This window comes from Nonomuraea sp. NPDC005692 (assembly GCF_040631115.1).
Classification (GTDB): Bacteria; Actinomycetota; Actinomycetes; order Streptosporangiales; family Streptosporangiaceae; genus Nonomuraea.
Map to the genome: position 1 here is coordinate 69,246 of NZ_JBEXYU010000032.1, position 16,545 is coordinate 85,790.

A 16,545-nucleotide genomic window follows, 5' to 3' on the forward strand; every position below is an offset into this window, starting at 1 on the left:
GAAGAAGATGAGCGACAACCTCAACAAGCTGTCCGGCCAGGGCGTTTCCATCTGGCTCGACGACATCAGCCGCGAACGGCTGCGCACGGCCAACCTCGACCAGCTGATCCGCGAGAAGAACGTCGTCGGGGTCACCTCCAACCCGACGATCTTCGCCAGCGCGCTCAGCAAGGGCGACGCCTACAACGCCCAGCTCCACGACCTGGCCGTACGCGGCGTCACCGTGGAGGAGGCCGTCCGCGCCATCACCACGTACGACATCCGCTGGGCCGCCGACGTGCTGCGCCCGGTCTACGACGCCACCGGCGGCGTGGACGGCCGCGTCTCGCTGGAGGTCGACCCGCGCCTGGCCCGCGAGAGCGAGAAGACCGTGGCCGAGGCCAGGGCGCTGTGGTGGATGGTCGACCGGCCCAACCTGTTCATCAAGATCCCGGCCACCCTCGAGGGCCTGCCCGCGATCACGCAGGCGCTGTCGGAGGGCATCAGCGTCAACGTCACGCTGATCTTCTCCCTGGAGCGCTACCGCGCGGTCATGGACGCCTGGCTGGCCGGCCTGGAGGCCGCCCAGGCCAAGGGCCTGGACCTGGCCACGATCGAGTCGGTGGCCTCGTTCTTCGTCAGCCGCGTCGACACCGAGATCGACAAGCGGCTCGACAAGCTCGGCAAGCCGGAGCTGAAGGGCAAGGCCGGCATCGCCAACGCGCGCCTGGCCTACGCCGCGTACGAGGAGGTCGTCAGCTCCGAGCGCTGGCAGCGCCTGCGCGCCGCGGGCGCCCGTCCGCAGCGCCCGCTGTGGGCCTCGACCGGGGTGAAGAACCCCGACTACTCCGACACCATGTACGTCGACCAGCTCGTCGCCCCCGGCACCGTCAACACGATGCCGGAGAAGACCCTCGACGCCACCGCCGACCACGCCCAGGTCACCGGCGACACCGTGCGCCCCTTCTACGAGCAGGCCTGGAACACCATGGCCGCGCTCAAGGACGCCGGCATCGACTACGACGACGTCGTGCGCGTCCTGGAGGAGGAGGGCGTCGAGAAGTTCGAGGCGTCCTGGAACGAGCTGCTGGAGAGCGTCACCAAGAATCTGGTGCCATGATCGAGGTGTCCTACCGCGAGGAGGGGGTGGCCGCGGCCGCCTCCTCCGTCGCGGGGCGCCTCGTCGCCGACGGCGTGCCCGCGCGGCTGGCCGGCGGCGACCCCACGCTGTGGGGTGAGGACGCCGAGGCGGTGGCGGCGGTCCGGCTCGGCTGGCTGACGCTGCCGCGCACCTCCCGCGAGCTCCTTCCCGAGCTGGGCAAGCTCGTGGAGCGGGCGCGCGCCGAGGGCCTGACGAACGTGGTGCTGGCCGGGATGGGCGGCTCGTCGCTGGCCCCCGAGGTGATCTGCCAGACCGCCGACGTGCCGCTGACCGTGCTCGACACGACCGACCCCGCGCAGGTCCGGCGGGCACTGACCGACCTGCTGGAGTCCACGGTCGTGGTGGTGGCCAGCAAGAGCGGCTCGACCGTCGAGACCGACTGCCACCTGCGCATCTACGAACAGATCTTCACCGAGGCGGGCATCTCGCCCGCCGACCGGATCGTGGTCGTCACCGACCAGGGCTCGCCGCTGGAGCAGCGGGCGATCGACGGCGGCTACCACCTGGTCCTGGCCGTCCCCGACGTGGGCGGCCGCTATTCGGCGTTGTCGGCGTTCGGGCTGGTGCCGAGCGCGCTGGCCGGGGCCGACGTCGAGCGGCTGCTCGACGACGCCGAGGAGGTGCTGCCGCTGCTGTCCCTCGACACCGGCAACCCCGGCCTCGACCTGGGCGCGGCCCTCGGCGGCGCGGCGCTGGCCGGGCGCGACAAGCTCGTGCTGGAGGACCAGCTCTCCGGCATCAACGGGCTGCCCGACTGGATCGAGCAGCTCGTCGCCGAATCCACCGGCAAGCAGGGCAGGGGCATCCTGCCGATCGTCAACGCCGACCCCAACCACACCGGCGACGAGCTGGTCGTCGCGATCGAGTCCGACAACGGCGCCGTACGCGTCGACGGGCCGCTCGGCGGCCAGTTCCTGGTCTGGGAGTACGCGACCGCCGTGGCCGGGCTGCTGCTGGAGATCGACCCGTTCGACCAGCCGAACGTGGCCGAGTCCAAGGAGAACACCGCGGCCCTGCTGGCCCTGCCCGACCTGCCGCTCGGCGCGCCCACGCTGGTCGACGGGCCCGTCGAGGTCTACGGCGCGGTCCGCTCCCACGACCTGCCCGGTGTGCTGGCCGAGCTGCTGAAGGCCATCCCGCACGACGGCTACCTGGCCGTGATGGCCTACCTCGACCGGCTGGCCGCCTTCGACGCGCCCGTGCCCGAGGGGGCCGACTTCGAGCAGATGACCGACGCGTGGATGATGGCCGACGCGGCCACGCTGCGCGCCCTGCTCGCCATCCGCACCAACCGGCCGGTGACGTTCGGGTGGGGGCCGCGTTTCCTGCACTCGACCGGCCAATACCACAAGGGCGGGCCGCAGAACGGCGTGTTCCTGCAGATCACGGGGGCGGTGACCGACGACGTCGCCGTCCCGGGACAGCCGTACACGCTGGGGCGGCTCCAGCTCGCGCAGGCGCTGGGCGACCTGGCCGCGCTGGAGACCCGCGGCCGGCCCGCCGTACGCCTGCACTTGACGGACCGCGCGACGGGTGTCGCGCATTTGCTCGCAGCCGCACAGGAGGTTTGAGATGACTGACGAAGCATCTCCTGAAGAGGAGGTCGTCGCGGTGGCGGCGGCCGTGGCGAACACCGCCACGACATTGGGAGTCGCCGAGGCCAACCCCTTGCGCGACCCGCGTGACAAGCGGCTGCCGCGGGTGGCGGGGCCGTGCGTGCTGGTGCTGTTCGGCGTGACGGGCGACCTGGCCAAGCGCAAGCTGCTGCCGGCCATTTACGACCTGGGCAACCGCGGCCTGCTGCCGCCCGGTTTCTCGCTGGTCGGTTTCGCCAGGCGCGACTGGAAGGACCAGGACTTCGCGCAGTTGACGCACGACGCGGTCAAGGCGCACGCGCGTACGCCGTTCCGCGAGGAGGTCTGGAAGCAGATCCTCGAAGGCATCCATTTCGTCCCGGGCGAGTTCTCCGACGACGGGGCCTTCGACGCGCTGGCGATGGCGTTGGCGGAGATCGACCAGACCCGCGGCACGGGCGGCAACTACGCTTTCTACCTGTCCGTCCCGCCCAAGTTCTTCCCCGTGGTGGTCGAGCAGCTCAAGCGCACCGGGCTGTCCGACGCGCCCGAGGGGTCGTGGCGGCGGGTGGTCATCGAGAAGCCGTTCGGCCATGACCTGAAGTCGGCCCACGAGCTGAACGAGATCACCACGTCGGCGTTCCCGGAGAGCTCGATCTTCCGGATCGACCACTACCTGGGCAAGGAGACGGTCCAGAACATCCTGGCGCTGCGCTTCGCCAACAACCTGTACGAGCCCATCTGGAACCGCAGCTTCGTCGACCACGTGCAGATCACCATGGCCGAGGACATCGGCATCGGCGGGCGCGCCGGCTACTACGACGGCATCGGCGCGGCCCGCGACGTGATCCAGAACCACCTGCTCCAGCTGCTCGCGCTGGTCGCCATGGAGGACCCGACCTCCTTCGACGCCTCCGCGCTGCGCCGGGAGAAGGAGAAGGTGCTCAAGGCGGTGCGGCTGCCGTCCAACCTGGGGCTCAACACCGCCCGCGGCCAGTACGCGGCCGGGTGGCAGGGCGGCGAGAAGGTCGTCGGCTACCTCCAGGAGGAGGGCATCTCCGCCGAGTCGACCACCGAGACGTACGCGGCCGTCAAGCTGGAGATCGCCAACCGGCGGTGGGCCGGAGTGCCGTTCTACCTGCGTACCGGCAAGCGGCTGGGCCGCCGGGTCACCGAGGTGGCCGTGGTGTTCCAGCGGGCGCCGCACCTGCCCTTCAGCAAGACCGACACCGAGATCCTGGGCCAGAACGCCCTGGTTATCCGCGTGCAGCCGGACGAGGGCATCACCGTGCGGTTCGGGTCGAAGGTCCCGGGCACCGCCATGGAGGTGCGCGACGTGTCCATGGACTTCGCCTACGGCGAGTCGTTCCTGGAGTCCTCGCCCGAGGCGTACGAGCGGCTGCTGCTCGACGTCATGATCGGCGACCCGCCGCTCTTCCCGCACCAGCGCGAGGTCGAGCTGTCCTGGACGATCCTCGACCCGATCGAGGACTTCTGGGCCACGCAGGGACAGCCCGAGGGCTACGAGTCGGGCTCGTGGGGCCCGGAGTCGGCCGATGCGATGATGGCGCGCGACGGCCGCGTGTGGAGGAGACTCTAGTGACGACTTTCATGCTGTCGGACACGACGGCCGGCAAGATCTCGGCGCAGCTCATGCTGCTGCGCCACCAGATGGGCGCCCCCGCCATCGGCATGGTGCTGACCCTCGTGGTGGTCTCCGAGGAGCGCCACCAGTACGACGCGCTGCGCGCCGCCACCGAGGCGGCCCGCGAGCACCCCTCGCGCATCATCGTGGTGATCAAGCGGGAGGAGGCCGAGCCCAACCGGCTCGACGCCGAGCTGCGCATCGGCGAGAACACGCCCGGCGAGGTCGTGGTGCTGCGCCTGTACGGCGAGCTGACCCAGCACGCCGACTCCGTGGTCAGCCCCCTGCTGCTGCCCGACACCCCCGTGGTGGCCTGGTGGCCGGGCGCGGCCCCCGACGTGCCGTCCAAGGACGCGATCGGCGCCCTGGCCCAGCGGCGCATCACCGACGCCAAGGGCTTCGAGAACGGCGGCGCCGCGTCGCTGGTCACCCGCGCCAAGGGGTACGCCCCCGGCGACACCGACCTGGCCTGGGCCCGGCTGACGCCGTGGCGCAGCCTGCTGGCCGCCGCGTTCGACCAGCCGGTGGGCAAGGTGCGCAAGGGCATGGTGGAGGCCAGTCCCGGGCACCCGAGCGCGCCGCTGCTGGCGGCCTGGCTGTCGGAGCGGCTGGGCGCGCCGGTCAAGGTGGGCGAGTCGGCCGGTCCCGGCCTGACCGCCGTACGGCTGCAGACCGGCGACGGCGAGCTGTCGGTCATGCGTTCCGACGCGCGGCTGGCCACGCTGTCGCGTCCCGGTCAGCCGGACCGGAACGTGGCGCTGGCCAGGCGGCACACCTCCGAGCTGATGGCCGAGGAGCTGCGCCGGCTGGACAGCGACGAGGTCTACGAGGCCGCCGTCAAGCGCTTCGCCCGTACGTACAAGGGCTGACCCCCTCCACTTGAGAAAGAAGTGTCGTGAGCGTTCCCAACGTTGTCGTGCACCGCGACGCCGACGTCCTGGCCAAGGCCGTGGCGGCGCGCATCATCACGCGCCTGGTCGACGTGCAGTCGGCCAAGGGGTCGGCCTCGATCGTGCTGACCGGTGGCACGGTCGGCATCGCCACGCTGGCCGCCATCGCCGCCACGCCCGCCCGTGACGCCGTCGACTGGCGGCGCCTGGACGTCTGGTGGGGCGACGAACGGTTCGTGCCCACCGGCGACAAGGAACGCAACGAGACCGGCGCCCGCCAGGCGCTGCTCGACCACGTGGACCTGGACCCCGGCCGGATCCACGTCATGCGCGGCCCCGACTCCGGCATGACGGCCGAGGAGTCGGCCGAGGCGTACGCCGCCGAGCTGCGCGCCGCGGCCCGCCCCGAGGACCACGGCCCGGTGCCAGCCTTCGACGTCATGCTCCTCGGCATGGGCCCCGACGCGCACGTGGCCTCGCTGTTCCCCGGCATGCCCGCCCTGTACGACACGCGCCCCGTCGTCTCCGTGCACGGCTCCCCCAAGCCGCCCCCCACCCGCATCTCCCTGACCCTGCCCGCCATCCAGGCGGCGCGCGAGGTGTGGGTGGTGGCGGCCGGCGAGGAGAAGTCGGGCGCGGTACGCCTGGCCCTGTCGGACTCGGGACACGTCCAGGTGCCGGCCGCCGGCGCCCGCGGCCGAGCCGGCACCCTGTTCCTGCTCGACCGCGCCGCCGCCGCCAAGATCCCCCCAGAACTGGGCCGCCTGGCCTCCCCCTGACCTCAACGCGGGTCGGGGCGCACGACGCTTCCTGGCCGTCAGATGTCGGCGGTCAGGGTGTCGATCTCCTTGAGGAGGGTCTGCTTGCGGTCGGCGGTCAGGTAGGAGGCGTTCACCGCGTTGCGGGCGAGTTGGGCCAGCTCGGGGGCGCCCAGGCCGAGCACGTGGGCGGCGGCGCGGTACTCCCCCGCCAGCGTGGTGGCGAACATGGGCGGGTCGTCGCTGTTGAGGGTGACGTACAGGCCCTCCTCCAGCATCCGGGGCAGCGGGTGGGCGGCGAGGTCGGGCACCTGGCCGGTGCAGACGTTCGAGGTGGGGCAGACGTCCAGGGGGAGCTGGGTCTCGCGCAGGTGGGCGACCAGGCGGGGGTCGGACAGGCAGTTGATGCCGTGGCCGATGCGCTCGGCGCCGTAGCCCTCGATCACCTCCCACATCGTCTCGGGGCCGCTCATCTCGCCGCCGTGCGGGACGCTGTGCAGGCCGGCGGCGCGGGCGGCGGAGAAGGCGTCGCGGTAGGCGTCGCGGTACTTGGGGCGGTCCTGTTCGATGCCTCCGATGCCGAAACCTACCAATGCGGCGGGAGGTTCGCGCAGAGCGTGGTCGACGGTGATCCGGGCGGCCTCCTCGCCGTACTCGCCGGGGATGTCGAAGATGTAGGCCATCTCCACCCCGTGGTCGGTCAGGGAGCGCCGGGCGGCTAGGTCGAGGGCCTCGGTCACCTCGCGCATGGGCATGCCGACCATGTGGTGGGCGTACGGGGTGACCTGCAGCTCGGCGTACCGGCCGCCCTGCCCGGCAAGGTCCCTGGCCAGGCCGAGGACGAGGGTGGCGACGTCCTCGGGCTCGCGGACGAGGCTGTTGACGGCCTGGTAGACGCGGGCGAAGTGGGGGAAGTCGAGGAAGGTGTAGAAGCGGCGCAGTTCCTCCTCGGAGGTCGGGACCTCACTGCCGGGATGCCGCCGGGACAGCTTCAGCACGGTGTCGACCGAGGCCGATCCGACCAGATGTACGTGCAGCTCCACCTTGGGCAGCGCGTCGATGAAGGCGTCGATGGTCATGGCGAAGACCATAAGCCCGAGATTTCCCCTCAAAACAGGGAAAGGGGCGAAATTTCACCTTAAGATGTCAGGATTCGTGCCGTGGGGGTAGGCTCCTGGTCCGTGAGGGATCCTGAGGCCTACGACCGCGGGTTCGCGCGGCTCAGCTCGCACACCGTCCAACCGCTGCTCGCCGCAGTGACCCGCGGCGCCGACGTGACCGCAGGAGACGCCGTGACCCCGGGCGCTGGCGCGCCCCCCGGTGCGGAAGCCCGGGTGGAGCGACGTCCGGAGCGGGTTCTCGATGTCGGATGTGGCACCGGCGTGGTGACGGCGGCCGCGCTCGCGGCCGGCGCCCAGGTCACCGCCGTGGACGCCGACCCCGCCATGCTGGAGCTGGTCGCCCGCCGCCACCCCGCCGCCACGGTCCGCCGGGCCACCCTGCCCGTCCTGCCGTTCGAGGACGCCTCCTTCGACGCCGTGGCGGGCAACTTCGTCGTCAACCACGTCGCCGACGTCCCGGCGACGCTCGCGGAGCTGCGCCGGGTGCTGCGTCCCGGCGGCGCCGTCGGGCTGACCTGGTGGAAGTCCGACGAGATGACGGCCACGAACGTCTTCGCCGAGGCCCTGGCGGCGGCAGGGGTGCCGTACGAGCCTCCGGTCCGCCCCTTCGCCGCCGTGGAGCGGCCGGAACACTTCGCCGGGCTGCTGGCGGAGGCGGGTTTCACCGCCGTGGACGTGCGGACGCTGCGCTGGCGGCACCGGGTGGACGTCACCGCCTGGTGGAGCGGCGTGGTCGAGGCCGGCGGCCCGCGCTTCGAGACGATCGCCCGCCAGCCGCCGGAGACCTACGCCCGCGTTCGGGCCTGCTACGACCGCCTGGCCGCCCCGTACGCCACCACGGGCTTCCCCGTCTGCGCCCACCTGGCCCGCGGTCTGCGCTGACCCGGCCGGGGCCAGCACGCCGCCGAGGCCCCTGACCGGTTTGCGGCGAGGACAGCCCTCAGCTTGTGCTTCAGGGCCGCGGCACGTTCCTCAGCGGTGGGCGAGCTCCTCGAACCGTACGCCCGTGAGCTGCGCGGACACCTCCCACAGCCGCCGGGCGACCTCCTCGGACCTGGCCGTCTCCGAGGGCGTGAGCAGCTTCAGCCGGGGTCCGACGAACTCGCCGCCGGTGATGTCCGGCGAGGTGGCGGCGTACAGGGAGGGGGCGGCGCCGGCGTCGGCCGACTGCAGGAACAGGCGCAGGAGGGGCTGCAGGGGCCCCAGCTTGACGAAGCGGGTCGCGGTGGCACCCGGGTGGGTGGCCACGCTGATCAGGCCCGCACCGGCGCTGCCGGCCCGCCGCTGGAGCTCCAGGGCGAAGAGCAGGTTGGCGAGCTTGGACCGTCCGTACGCGCTCATCCGGCGGTAGCCGCTGTCCAGGGCGAGGTCGTCGAAGTCGAGCCGGCCCATGGAGTGCGCGTCGCTGGAGACGGTGACCACGCGGGCGTGCGGGGCGGCCAGGAGCCGTGGCAGAAGCAGCCCGGTGAGCGCGAAGTGGCCGAGGTGGTTGGTGGCGAACTGCAGCTCCCAGCCGTCCTTGGTCACCTGACGGGGGACCAGGCCGATCCCGGCGTTGTTGACCAGCAGGTCCACTCTGTCGACCGTGTCGGCGAAGCGCCGGATCGAGGATTGGTCGGCCAGGTCGAGGGCGCCGTACGCGACGTCGGCCCCCGGCACGGCCCGCCGGATCTCCGCCACGGCGGCCTCGCCCTTGTCCGCCGAGCGGGCGGCCACGACGACGCGGGCTCCGTGCCGGGCCAGCTCGCGGGCGGTGGACAGGCCGATGCCGCTGTTGGCGCCGGTCACGATGGCCGTTGTGCCGGTGAGGTCCGGGATGTCGGCGGGCGTCCAGGGGGCCATCGCCCCTCCTTGCAGGTGTACGAACGCGTTTCGTGCACCCTAGTCCAGTCGGCGGCGGGCGTGGCGCTCCTCGCGGCGGGTGACCTCCAGACGTTGCCGGACCTCTTCCAGCCGCTTGCGTGCCTTGGCGAGCTTGCGTTCCAGCCGGGCGACCTTCTCGGCGCGCTCGTCGTAGTCGCGGGTGACCGAGTCCAGTGCCTCGGCCCACTCCCGGTGGGCGGCCTCCGCCTCCGCGCGCTCCTTCGCCTTCGCGGCTTCTTTGGCCTCCTTGGCCTCTCGGGCCTGCCTGGCCTCGGCCTCCGCCCGTGCTCGTGCCTCGGCCGCCGCGTCCTTCCCGGCCTGCCCTCGCCCGCGCGACGCGGGCCGGGGCTCACTGGAGGGCGCGGCGGCGGGCCCGGTGGCGGGTGCGGCGGAAGGGGCGGGGGCGAAGCCGCTGTAGCTGAGCGGTTTGGCCAGGCGGCCGGCCCGCACCTGGTCGGCGGCGCCGGCGTCCACGACGGCGGCGTCCAGTGTCTGGTCCACCTCCGAGGAGGCCGCCGCCGACAGACCGCCGGCCTGTCTGGCCAGCCTCGCCACCTTGGCGGTCACCTCGCCACGCGACCGGGTCAGCTCGGCCAGCGCTTCGGCGTCCTGCGCCTGCCAGGCCGCACGCAGCCGCTCCCCCACGCCGAGCAGTTCGTTCAGCTCGGCGGGGTGCTCCCGGGCCAGCCTGTTGACCGCCCAGGCCGAGACGGTGGGCTTGCGCAGCTTCGCGATGTCGCGCGAGAGCCGTACGTCGCCCGCCTCCTTGGCCGCGCGGACCTCGGCCGCGCGGGCGGCGGTGAACTCCGCCGGCGGGACTGCGTAGAGGCGGCCGGCCACCTCGTCAAGATCCACACAGGACAAATACCCCACACGGCGCGGTTTGTAGCGCATAGTGGAGGCAGCCCCAGTCGAACGGAGGCCCCCGGTGTTCGAACGCTTCACCGACCGTGCGCGCAGGGTCGTCGTGCTCGCCCAGGAGGAGGCGCGGCAGATGAGCCACAACTACATCGGCACGGAACACATCCTGCTGGGCCTCATCCACGAGGGCGAGGGGCTGGCCGCGCTGGTGCTCGACGGCTGCGGCGTGGAGCTGGAGCACGTACGGACCTTCGTGGAGCGCGAGGTGGGCCGCGGGGCCAACTCCCCGAGCGGGCACATCCCCTTCACACCGCGCGCCAAGAAGGTGTTGGAGCTGTCCCTGCGCGAGGCGCTGCAGCTGCGCCACAACTACATCGGCACCGAGCACATCCTGCTCGGGCTGATCAGGGAGGGCGAGGGGCTGGCCGCCCAGGCTCTGGCGGACACCGGCGCCGACCTGGCCGACGTCCGGCAGCGCCTGCTCGACCGGGTGGGCCGCGGCACCAGGGAACGGCCGACGGAGGTGTACTTCGGCGGCGGCTCGGTGCTCGCCGAACGGCTCACCCGCATCGAGGAGAGCCTGGAACGCATCGAGCGCCACCTGGGCATCGGCCCCGCCGCCGCCCCGGACGAGCCCGGGGAGGAGGGGCCGCGCGAGGAGGGCCTGGGCTGAGGCCCGCCCGCCGACCGGCAGCCCCATGTCCGGGGTCCACACATCGCGCACGTCAGGCGGGCTTGGCGTACCGGCCGACCCGCTCGGCCTGGGAGCGGTCGTGTCAGGGCTCCCCGCCTCCCCCACATGTGCCTGACCAGTACGCGGCCGCCACCCCGCGCCAGCCGCCGGGCCGCGCTGGTCAGATCGCACCACGGAGGCCGGTCACGCCCGTCGGCCAGGCGCGCGTTCACAGCGGTCAGGAATGGGCGGCGCGGATCTCCGTCACGGTGAACTCGTCGACGATGTGCCTGTTCTGCACCAGGAACCCCACCACTCCCGCCACCGCCTCCGCGCCCAGGGCAGCCCTCACGCGTGCGCTCAAGAGGTAGACGAGGGGCGTCGCCGGCTGGGTGAGGGTGAGGTCGCGGTCGTGGCGGTGCACGTCCTGCAACGCCCTGATCGGGATCGGCCGCTCTGTGGTGAACCACACCGCGACCTCCCAGAGCGGCTGCGTCGGACCGACGTCGGCACCGGCGTGATAGCAGGCGACGCAGCCATGTCCGGCATGCCGACCATGCGGGCAGGTCCACTGGACGACGTCGGCCGCGCTCTGGGGCTGGGCGCCCAGGACGGCTGCTTCGGTGACGCGGCGACGTACCCGCCTTGCCCGGTCCTCCCACGGAGAGACGGAGTCGCTGCTGATGATCGGATCCCTTCGCGGCTACACCCCAAGACACCCAAGCCTAGTCTGGTTACCGGTTCTGTGTCCGAGCCGCGGGAGTCGCCCGGCGAGATCCTTGCCAGAAGGCAATGGCTTGATCGCGGGGCGAGGCCGCAGTCGTGTACTGGTCGCGCACCTCGCGGGCAATGGTCATATCGCCGCTCCCCCACTGAGGGTGGATCTCCGACGTGGCTGGCGACGGACGGTCGCCTCACCAACGTTTGCGAAGGTCATCCAACCAGCAAGGCAGACTCCTGAACGCTTCGAGCGGGGTGCACGCGGCAATCCGTGCCGGGCCTTCCCACGGCCGCGCCGGACTGCGAGCCCGGCGACGGCGCCTCGTACACGCCGGGAGGCACCCTGGTGCGCCCGCAGCCGGCCGGTGCGGCAGCGGTCGTCGACCATGACGAGCTCCAGGTTCTCGCGCATCATGGCTACGGTCAGTTGTCCTGGTGCGCCTTCTCGGGCAGGTCTCGCTCGGTGAACATGTCCACCAGCAGGCGTATGGGCAGTTCCGCCTCGGTGGGATAACGGAAATGCTGGTCCAGGTTGAGGTTGTAGTGGTTGCGGCGGCCCACCCGCTCGCGGACGACATAACCGCCCTGATGCAGGTCGGAGACGATGCTCTGCACGGTGCGCTCGGTGATGCCCAGGGTCGCGGCGATGTCGCGGAGCCGGGCCTCCGGATGGCGGGCGATCTCCAGCAGCACCCGGGCGTGATGGGTGAGGAAGGTCCATGAGCGCTCCTCCGCACGGCCGGCCACCGCCTCATCGGCTTGTGCTTCCACTGACGTGTCGGAGATGCGCATTCCGACAGCATTTCACGAAGTGGCTGTGCAGAAAACTCTTTCCGGTATTGTGTTTCGGGATTACCGTTGGGTGTGCCCCGGCAAGCACACGGTCCCCGACATCGGGGAGAAGCGATGCCCAACCGGAAGCCGCTGTCGTGAACCACCAAACTGAGGGGGCATCGTCATGACCCCGCTACTGATCGACTCCTGGGACGCACCCGGCGCGGTGGTGGTCACCGTGGCGGGCGAAATCGACACCACCAACGCCCTCCGCCTACAGGAGTACCTGACCCGGGCGGCGCGGGCCGGCCTGCCGCTGGTGCTCGACTTCGCCGCGATGACCTTCATGGACAGCAAGGGACTGCAGGTCCTGGTCCACTCGGACGACGAACTGCGCACGCGCGGAAGTGATCTGCATCTGGCGGCCGTCCAGGGCATCCCCGCCCGGCTCTTGGAGATCACCGGCGTAGCGGACTTCCTGACCATCCACCCCAGCGTCGACCATGCCCTGACCGCACTGGACGAGCCGAACGCGGACGACTCCTTCCCCGAGCGGAACCCCGCCTGACCACTCGCCTGCGCAGGGTACCCAGATGCACGCCCGCGCCTTGACAGCCGGGCCGTAGCGAGCCGGCGCCGCCACTTCATCTCGGGCACCGAATCGACCGTCACGGCGTCCTCACCGAGCTCAGCGACCTCGCTCACCCGCTGCGGCCGCGCCGGCGCACCCGGCGTCCCCGGGGGCATCTGTCACTGGCGGAATCCCCCATGGCACCCGTTCTCCCTGTGCCCGGGATCACTGGCGCAGTGCGTATTTGTGCGCCGACCGACCAGCCCTACGGCGTGTGTACTACCCGAGGCCCGCAATCCGGCGGGCCGCTTCATCAAGGGGATGTATGTTCACGTCAAGAACACTGAGACGTACCGCTGCGTGCGCCGCCGCTCTGTGCGTCACCGGAATCGGCGCCTCGCTCGCCTCGCCGGCGCAGGCGGCCACTGTGTACAAGGAGCTCGAATATCGCGGCAACGCCTCCAAGCTGGTCCTGACCGCGGAAGCGAACTTCAACGGCTCCTTCGTCCTGCTGAAGGCCGACACCAACAGTGCGCTCGGCCAGTGGGCGCAGACCGCGACCACCTCCTCCGGCGGCGGGCAGCCCGCCTTCGTCTACACGCTGCGGGCCAGCCTGGAGACGGGCTCTCCGCTGTGCCTCACCGCCAAGAACACCGTGGACGTGGTCGTGGCCGCATGCGACAACACCGACAGCCAGAAGTGGTTCCACCCCACCGCCGTGTCAGGCCCTGGCGGCACCCTGCCGACCAAGAACGTCGCCAACCTCCGGCACCTGGGGCAGAGCCAGTCTCCTCAGGCAACATCGCTGTCGCTGTTCGGGCCGATCGGCGTGCACTTCTGGGCCAAGCGCACCGCCTGAGCCATCGAGGTGGCCAGCGGTGGCCTTCCCCGACAGCAGGTCGAGCATCACGTTCGCGCCGAACCTGGTGGCCCCGACGCCCAGCGGTGCGTGAAGCGCACCTGGGACAGCTGCGGGAGCGTGGTGGCGGTGCTCGGCGAGCTTGACGAACGTCTCGTCGCGCTCTGGCTGATGGAACCCGAGGGAGCGGACGCCGCCACCGCCCCCGTCGACGTTCAGCGTATGTGTGGCCGGATCTGCGACTTCGCGCCGGGGCGCAGGAACGGTCCCTGGCCCTGTCGGTCGTGACGCGATGGGGAGCCGACCGCCACCCGGTGAGGAGCGGTCCGCACCTGCGAAGGCGCGGCCCTGATGGGCCGCGCCTTCGCGTTTCACACCATGGCGGCGACGGACAGGCGGGCCTCGATCACACCGGGATCATCGGTGGGGCCGACGGCGGCCCCCAGGCCGGTCATGAGCCGGTGCATGCGGATGTTGTCCGACAGCATGGTGGCGCGGATCTCGGCGAAGCCGTGGTTGCGGGCGGTGTCGATGAGGATGCGGGCGAGCGCGGCGCCCAGGCCGCGGCCCTGCCAGTTGTCCTCGACGAGGAAGGCGAGTTCGGCGGCGCCGGGGTCGGCGCAGTACATGAGGCTGGCCAGGGCGATGGCCTGGCCGTCGTGGCAGGCGACGATCGATTCGCCGCGGTCGCGGTCGCACAGCCGGTCGAACATGCGCGGGGGCAGGGACGGCATGGCGGTGAAGTAGCGGAAGCGGCGCGAGGCGGGGGTGCAGCGGTCGTGCAGGTCGCGCACGGCCTCGCGGAAGCCGGCCGTCAGGGGGCGGACGTCGACCTCGGTGTTGTCGGCCAGGCGCAGGGACCGGTCACTGCCGGCGGGCTCGGTGGGCGGCTGGGCGAGCCGAACGAAGGCGGCGGCGCGAGCGGCCTCGGTGAGGGTGAAGGGCAGCTCGTGGCGGCGCAGCTGGATGACGCGCTTGGGAGCCACGGGAATGACGAGCTGGTGGGGGTCGGGCAGTTCGCTCACGTGCTCACCGTAGGCCCAGCGGGCGGAGTCGGCGCGCAGCAGGTCGGCCAGGATCGCGGGCAGGCGCCATGGCTGGGCGTGCAGGCGGGCGGCGAGGAGGAGGGCGCGAGTGGTCTCGTCGGCGAGCTCGTGGGCGGCGGCAGGAACGACGTGGACGCGGCGTCCACCGGCGGCTGTCAGGGCGGCGGCGACGTCCTCGGCGGGGGCCGGGACCTCGGCGACGAACTCGTCGACGGTGCCGGTGATGTCGGGCTGGACGGACAGGCCGAGGATGTTGCCGCCGCGCTCGGCCAGCGCGGTGGCGAGGGAGGCGAGGCGTCCGGGTCGCTCGTCGACGGTGGCGCGGATGCGCATGTAGGCCATGGGGTCCCCTTCCGTTGTGGTTCCAGCGTGGAAGAGGTGTGTTACGGGGTTGCTACACGGTAGTGGCTCCGCCGTTTCGTTTGCCGATATGTCTCTTGGTAGTGCCTCGCCCCATGCCAGGTGCTGCCGCGGCGCGCAGGCCAGGGGCGAGGGCAGCCGTCCGGGGTCGCCCGTCCACCGTGGTCCGGATCCGCAAGGACCTCACAGGAGCATTCCTGGGAGCCGTGCCCGCCAGCCGACGGGTTTCATCACGAATTTCGTCGTGAGATGCGCCACCTAATCCCGATATAGCAGGATATGGGGCCATGAATGCGCGAGTTCCCTTGTCGTCCGGATTCGTCAACGGTGACGTGTCCTTCTGGTACCGCTCGTCCGGGGTGCCGGAGCCTGGTCCGCGGCTCGACGGCGACCTGCAGGCCGACGTGGCGATCGTTGGGGCCGGCTATACGGGGCTGTGGACCGCGTACTACCTCAAGAAGGCCCGCCCCTCGCTCCGGGTGGTGCTGCTGGAGCAGGAGTTCGCCGGGTTCGGCGCCTCGGGGCGCAACGGCGGCTGGCTGACCGGCGACCTGGCCGGCTCCCACGAACGGTACGGCTCCGACGCCCGCCGCCTGCAGCGCGAGATGTACGCCTCCATCGACGAGGTCATCGCGGTCTGCGAGAACGAGTCGATCGACTGCGACATCGTCAAGGGCGGCGTGGTGAACGTGGCCCGCACCCCCGCCCAGGCCGACCGGCTGCGCGCCTCGGTGGCCACCGCCCGCGCCTGGGGCATCGAGGAGGCGGACCTGCGCCTGGCCGACCCCTCGGAGCACGTACGTGTGGCGGGCGCCCTGGCGGCCTCCTGGAGCCCCCACTGCGCCCGTATCCAGCCCGCCAAGCTGGCCCAGGGGCTGGCCAGGGCCGTACGCGACCTCGGCGTCCCGGTCTATGAGCGCACCCCGGTCACCGAGATCTCCCCCGGCCGGGCGGTGACCCCGTACGGAACGGTCGGGGCGGCGTACGTCATCCGCGCCACCGAGGGCTTCACCGCCCGCCTGAACGGCCTGCGCCGCCAGTGGCTGCCCATGAACAGCTCCATGATCGTCACCGAGCCCCTCCCCGCCTCCTTCTGGGACGAGGTCGGCTGGCGGGGCGCCGAACTGCTCGGCGACCTCGCGCACTACTACATGTACGCCCAGCGCACCGCCGACGACCGCATCGCCTTCGGCGGCAGAGGCCGTCCCTACCTGTACGGCTCCCGCATCGACGCCCGCGGCCGCACCCACGAGTGGACGGTCGAGGCCCTGTGGCGGCTGCTGGTCGACTTCTTTCCCGCGGCCCGCTCCTCCTCGGTCGCGCACGCCTGGTCGGGCGTGCTGGGCGTGCCGCGCGACTGGTGCTCGACCGTGCACGTGGACCGCGCGACCGGCCTCGGCTGGGCCGGCGGGTACACCGGACACGGCGTGACCACGACGAACCTCGCCGGACGCACGCTCCGTGATCTCATACTCGGTGAGGAGACGGAGCTGACGTCCCTGCCGTGGGTGGGGCGCAAGGTGCGCTCCTGGGAGCCCGAGCCGCTGCGCTGGATGGGGGTGCACGCGATGTACCGCCTGTACCGGGTGGCCGACCACCGGGAGCGTTCCATGCCCCGCACCTCGGCCCTGGCCCGCTTCGCCGACCTGATCACCGGCCACTGACCCCGCACTGAGAAAAAGGGAGAAC

At 71.7% G+C, this 16,545-nt stretch carries 15 protein-coding genes and 1 pseudogene; 10 read left to right on the forward strand and 6 right to left on the reverse strand.

Going from position 1 to position 16,545, the window contains the following annotated elements; genetic code table 11:
- Positions 1–7: 7 nt before the first annotated feature.
- The 5 genes from tal to pgl are packed head-to-tail and all read left to right on the forward strand — an operon-like array spanning position 8 to position 6,029.
- Positions 8–1,099 carry a transaldolase gene (gene tal, locus ABZ459_RS42155; protein WP_357983357.1) on the forward strand — a complete coding sequence of 364 codons (1,092 nt, stop codon included), beginning with the start codon at positions 8–10 and terminating at the stop codon, positions 1,097–1,099.
- Complete coding sequence (locus ABZ459_RS42160; protein WP_357983360.1) at positions 1,096–2,712, forward strand: glucose-6-phosphate isomerase; 1,617 nt, start codon at positions 1,096–1,098, stop codon at positions 2,710–2,712. The genes tal and ABZ459_RS42160 overlap by 4 nt, the downstream gene beginning before the upstream one ends.
- 1 nt (position 2,713) lies before the next feature.
- Positions 2,714–4,315: a glucose-6-phosphate dehydrogenase gene (gene zwf / locus ABZ459_RS42165; protein WP_357983363.1), complete on the forward strand. Its 1,602-nt coding sequence runs from the start codon at positions 2,714–2,716 to the stop codon at positions 4,313–4,315.
- On the forward strand, positions 4,315–5,229 hold the full coding sequence (locus ABZ459_RS42170) for a glucose-6-phosphate dehydrogenase assembly protein OpcA (RefSeq protein WP_357983366.1): 915 nt from the start codon (positions 4,315–4,317) through the stop codon (positions 5,227–5,229). The genes zwf and ABZ459_RS42170 overlap by 1 nt, the downstream gene beginning before the upstream one ends.
- 26 nt (positions 5,230–5,255) lie before the next feature.
- Positions 5,256–6,029 (forward strand): 6-phosphogluconolactonase, encoded by a 774-nt coding sequence (gene pgl / locus ABZ459_RS42175; protein WP_357983369.1) that lies wholly within the window; start codon positions 5,256–5,258, stop codon positions 6,027–6,029.
- Between the two features lie 38 nt (positions 6,030–6,067).
- On the opposite strand, the gene add is transcribed toward pgl, so the two are convergent.
- Positions 6,068–7,087, reverse strand: a complete 1,020-nt coding sequence (gene add / locus ABZ459_RS42180; protein ID WP_357983372.1) for an adenosine deaminase — start codon at positions 7,085–7,087, stop codon at positions 6,068–6,070.
- A 102-nt stretch (positions 7,088–7,189) separates the two neighbouring features.
- Between add and ABZ459_RS42185 the strand changes: the two genes are divergently transcribed.
- Positions 7,190–8,011, forward strand: coding sequence for a class I SAM-dependent methyltransferase (locus tag ABZ459_RS42185; RefSeq protein WP_357983375.1), 822 nt, complete (start codon positions 7,190–7,192; stop codon positions 8,009–8,011).
- A 90-nt stretch (positions 8,012–8,101) separates the two neighbouring features.
- Here the strand turns inward: ABZ459_RS42185 and ABZ459_RS42190 are convergent, their stop codons facing one another.
- Both ABZ459_RS42190 and ABZ459_RS42195 read right to left on the reverse strand, forming a co-directional pair.
- Positions 8,102–8,971, reverse strand: coding sequence for an oxidoreductase (locus ABZ459_RS42190; protein WP_357983378.1), 870 nt, complete (start codon positions 8,969–8,971; stop codon positions 8,102–8,104).
- 39 nt (positions 8,972–9,010) lie between these two features.
- Complete coding sequence (locus tag ABZ459_RS42195) at positions 9,011–9,847, reverse strand: hypothetical protein (RefSeq protein ID WP_357983381.1); 837 nt, start codon at positions 9,845–9,847, stop codon at positions 9,011–9,013.
- Positions 9,848–9,920: 73 nt separating this feature from the next.
- Between ABZ459_RS42195 and ABZ459_RS42200 the strand changes: the two are divergent.
- Positions 9,921–10,337, forward strand: a pseudogene (locus ABZ459_RS42200) (Clp protease N-terminal domain-containing protein); the annotation flags it as partial.
- Between the two features lie 427 nt (positions 10,338–10,764).
- Here the strand turns inward: ABZ459_RS42200 and ABZ459_RS42205 are convergent.
- Together ABZ459_RS42205 and ABZ459_RS42210 are read right to left on the reverse strand one after the other, a co-directional pair.
- Positions 10,765–10,998, reverse strand: coding sequence for a hypothetical protein (locus ABZ459_RS42205; RefSeq protein WP_357983384.1), 234 nt, complete (start codon positions 10,996–10,998; stop codon positions 10,765–10,767).
- Positions 10,999–11,669: 671 nt separating this feature from the next.
- On the reverse strand, positions 11,670–12,038 hold the full coding sequence (locus ABZ459_RS42210; protein ID WP_357983387.1) for a MarR family transcriptional regulator: 369 nt from the start codon (positions 12,036–12,038) through the stop codon (positions 11,670–11,672).
- Positions 12,039–12,204: 166 nt separating this feature from the next.
- Here ABZ459_RS42210 and ABZ459_RS42215 point away from each other — a divergent pair, with 166 nt between their 5' ends.
- Positions 12,205–12,588, forward strand: a complete 384-nt coding sequence (locus ABZ459_RS42215; RefSeq protein ID WP_357983390.1) for an STAS domain-containing protein — start codon at positions 12,205–12,207, stop codon at positions 12,586–12,588.
- A 328-nt stretch (positions 12,589–12,916) separates the two neighbouring features.
- Complete coding sequence (locus ABZ459_RS42220; RefSeq protein ID WP_357983393.1) at positions 12,917–13,450, forward strand: RICIN domain-containing protein; 534 nt, start codon at positions 12,917–12,919, stop codon at positions 13,448–13,450.
- 371 nt (positions 13,451–13,821) lie between these two features.
- Here ABZ459_RS42220 and ABZ459_RS42225 read toward each other — a convergent pair whose 3' ends face one another.
- Positions 13,822–14,838, reverse strand: a complete 1,017-nt coding sequence (locus ABZ459_RS42225) for a GNAT family N-acetyltransferase (protein ID WP_357983396.1) — start codon at positions 14,836–14,838, stop codon at positions 13,822–13,824.
- A gap of 305 nt (positions 14,839–15,143) precedes the next feature.
- Here ABZ459_RS42225 and ABZ459_RS42230 point away from each other — a divergent pair, with 305 nt between their 5' ends.
- Positions 15,144–16,520 (forward strand): FAD-dependent oxidoreductase, encoded by a 1,377-nt coding sequence (locus ABZ459_RS42230; RefSeq protein ID WP_357983399.1) that lies wholly within the window; start codon positions 15,144–15,146, stop codon positions 16,518–16,520.
- The last annotated feature ends 25 nt before the right edge of the window (positions 16,521–16,545 follow it).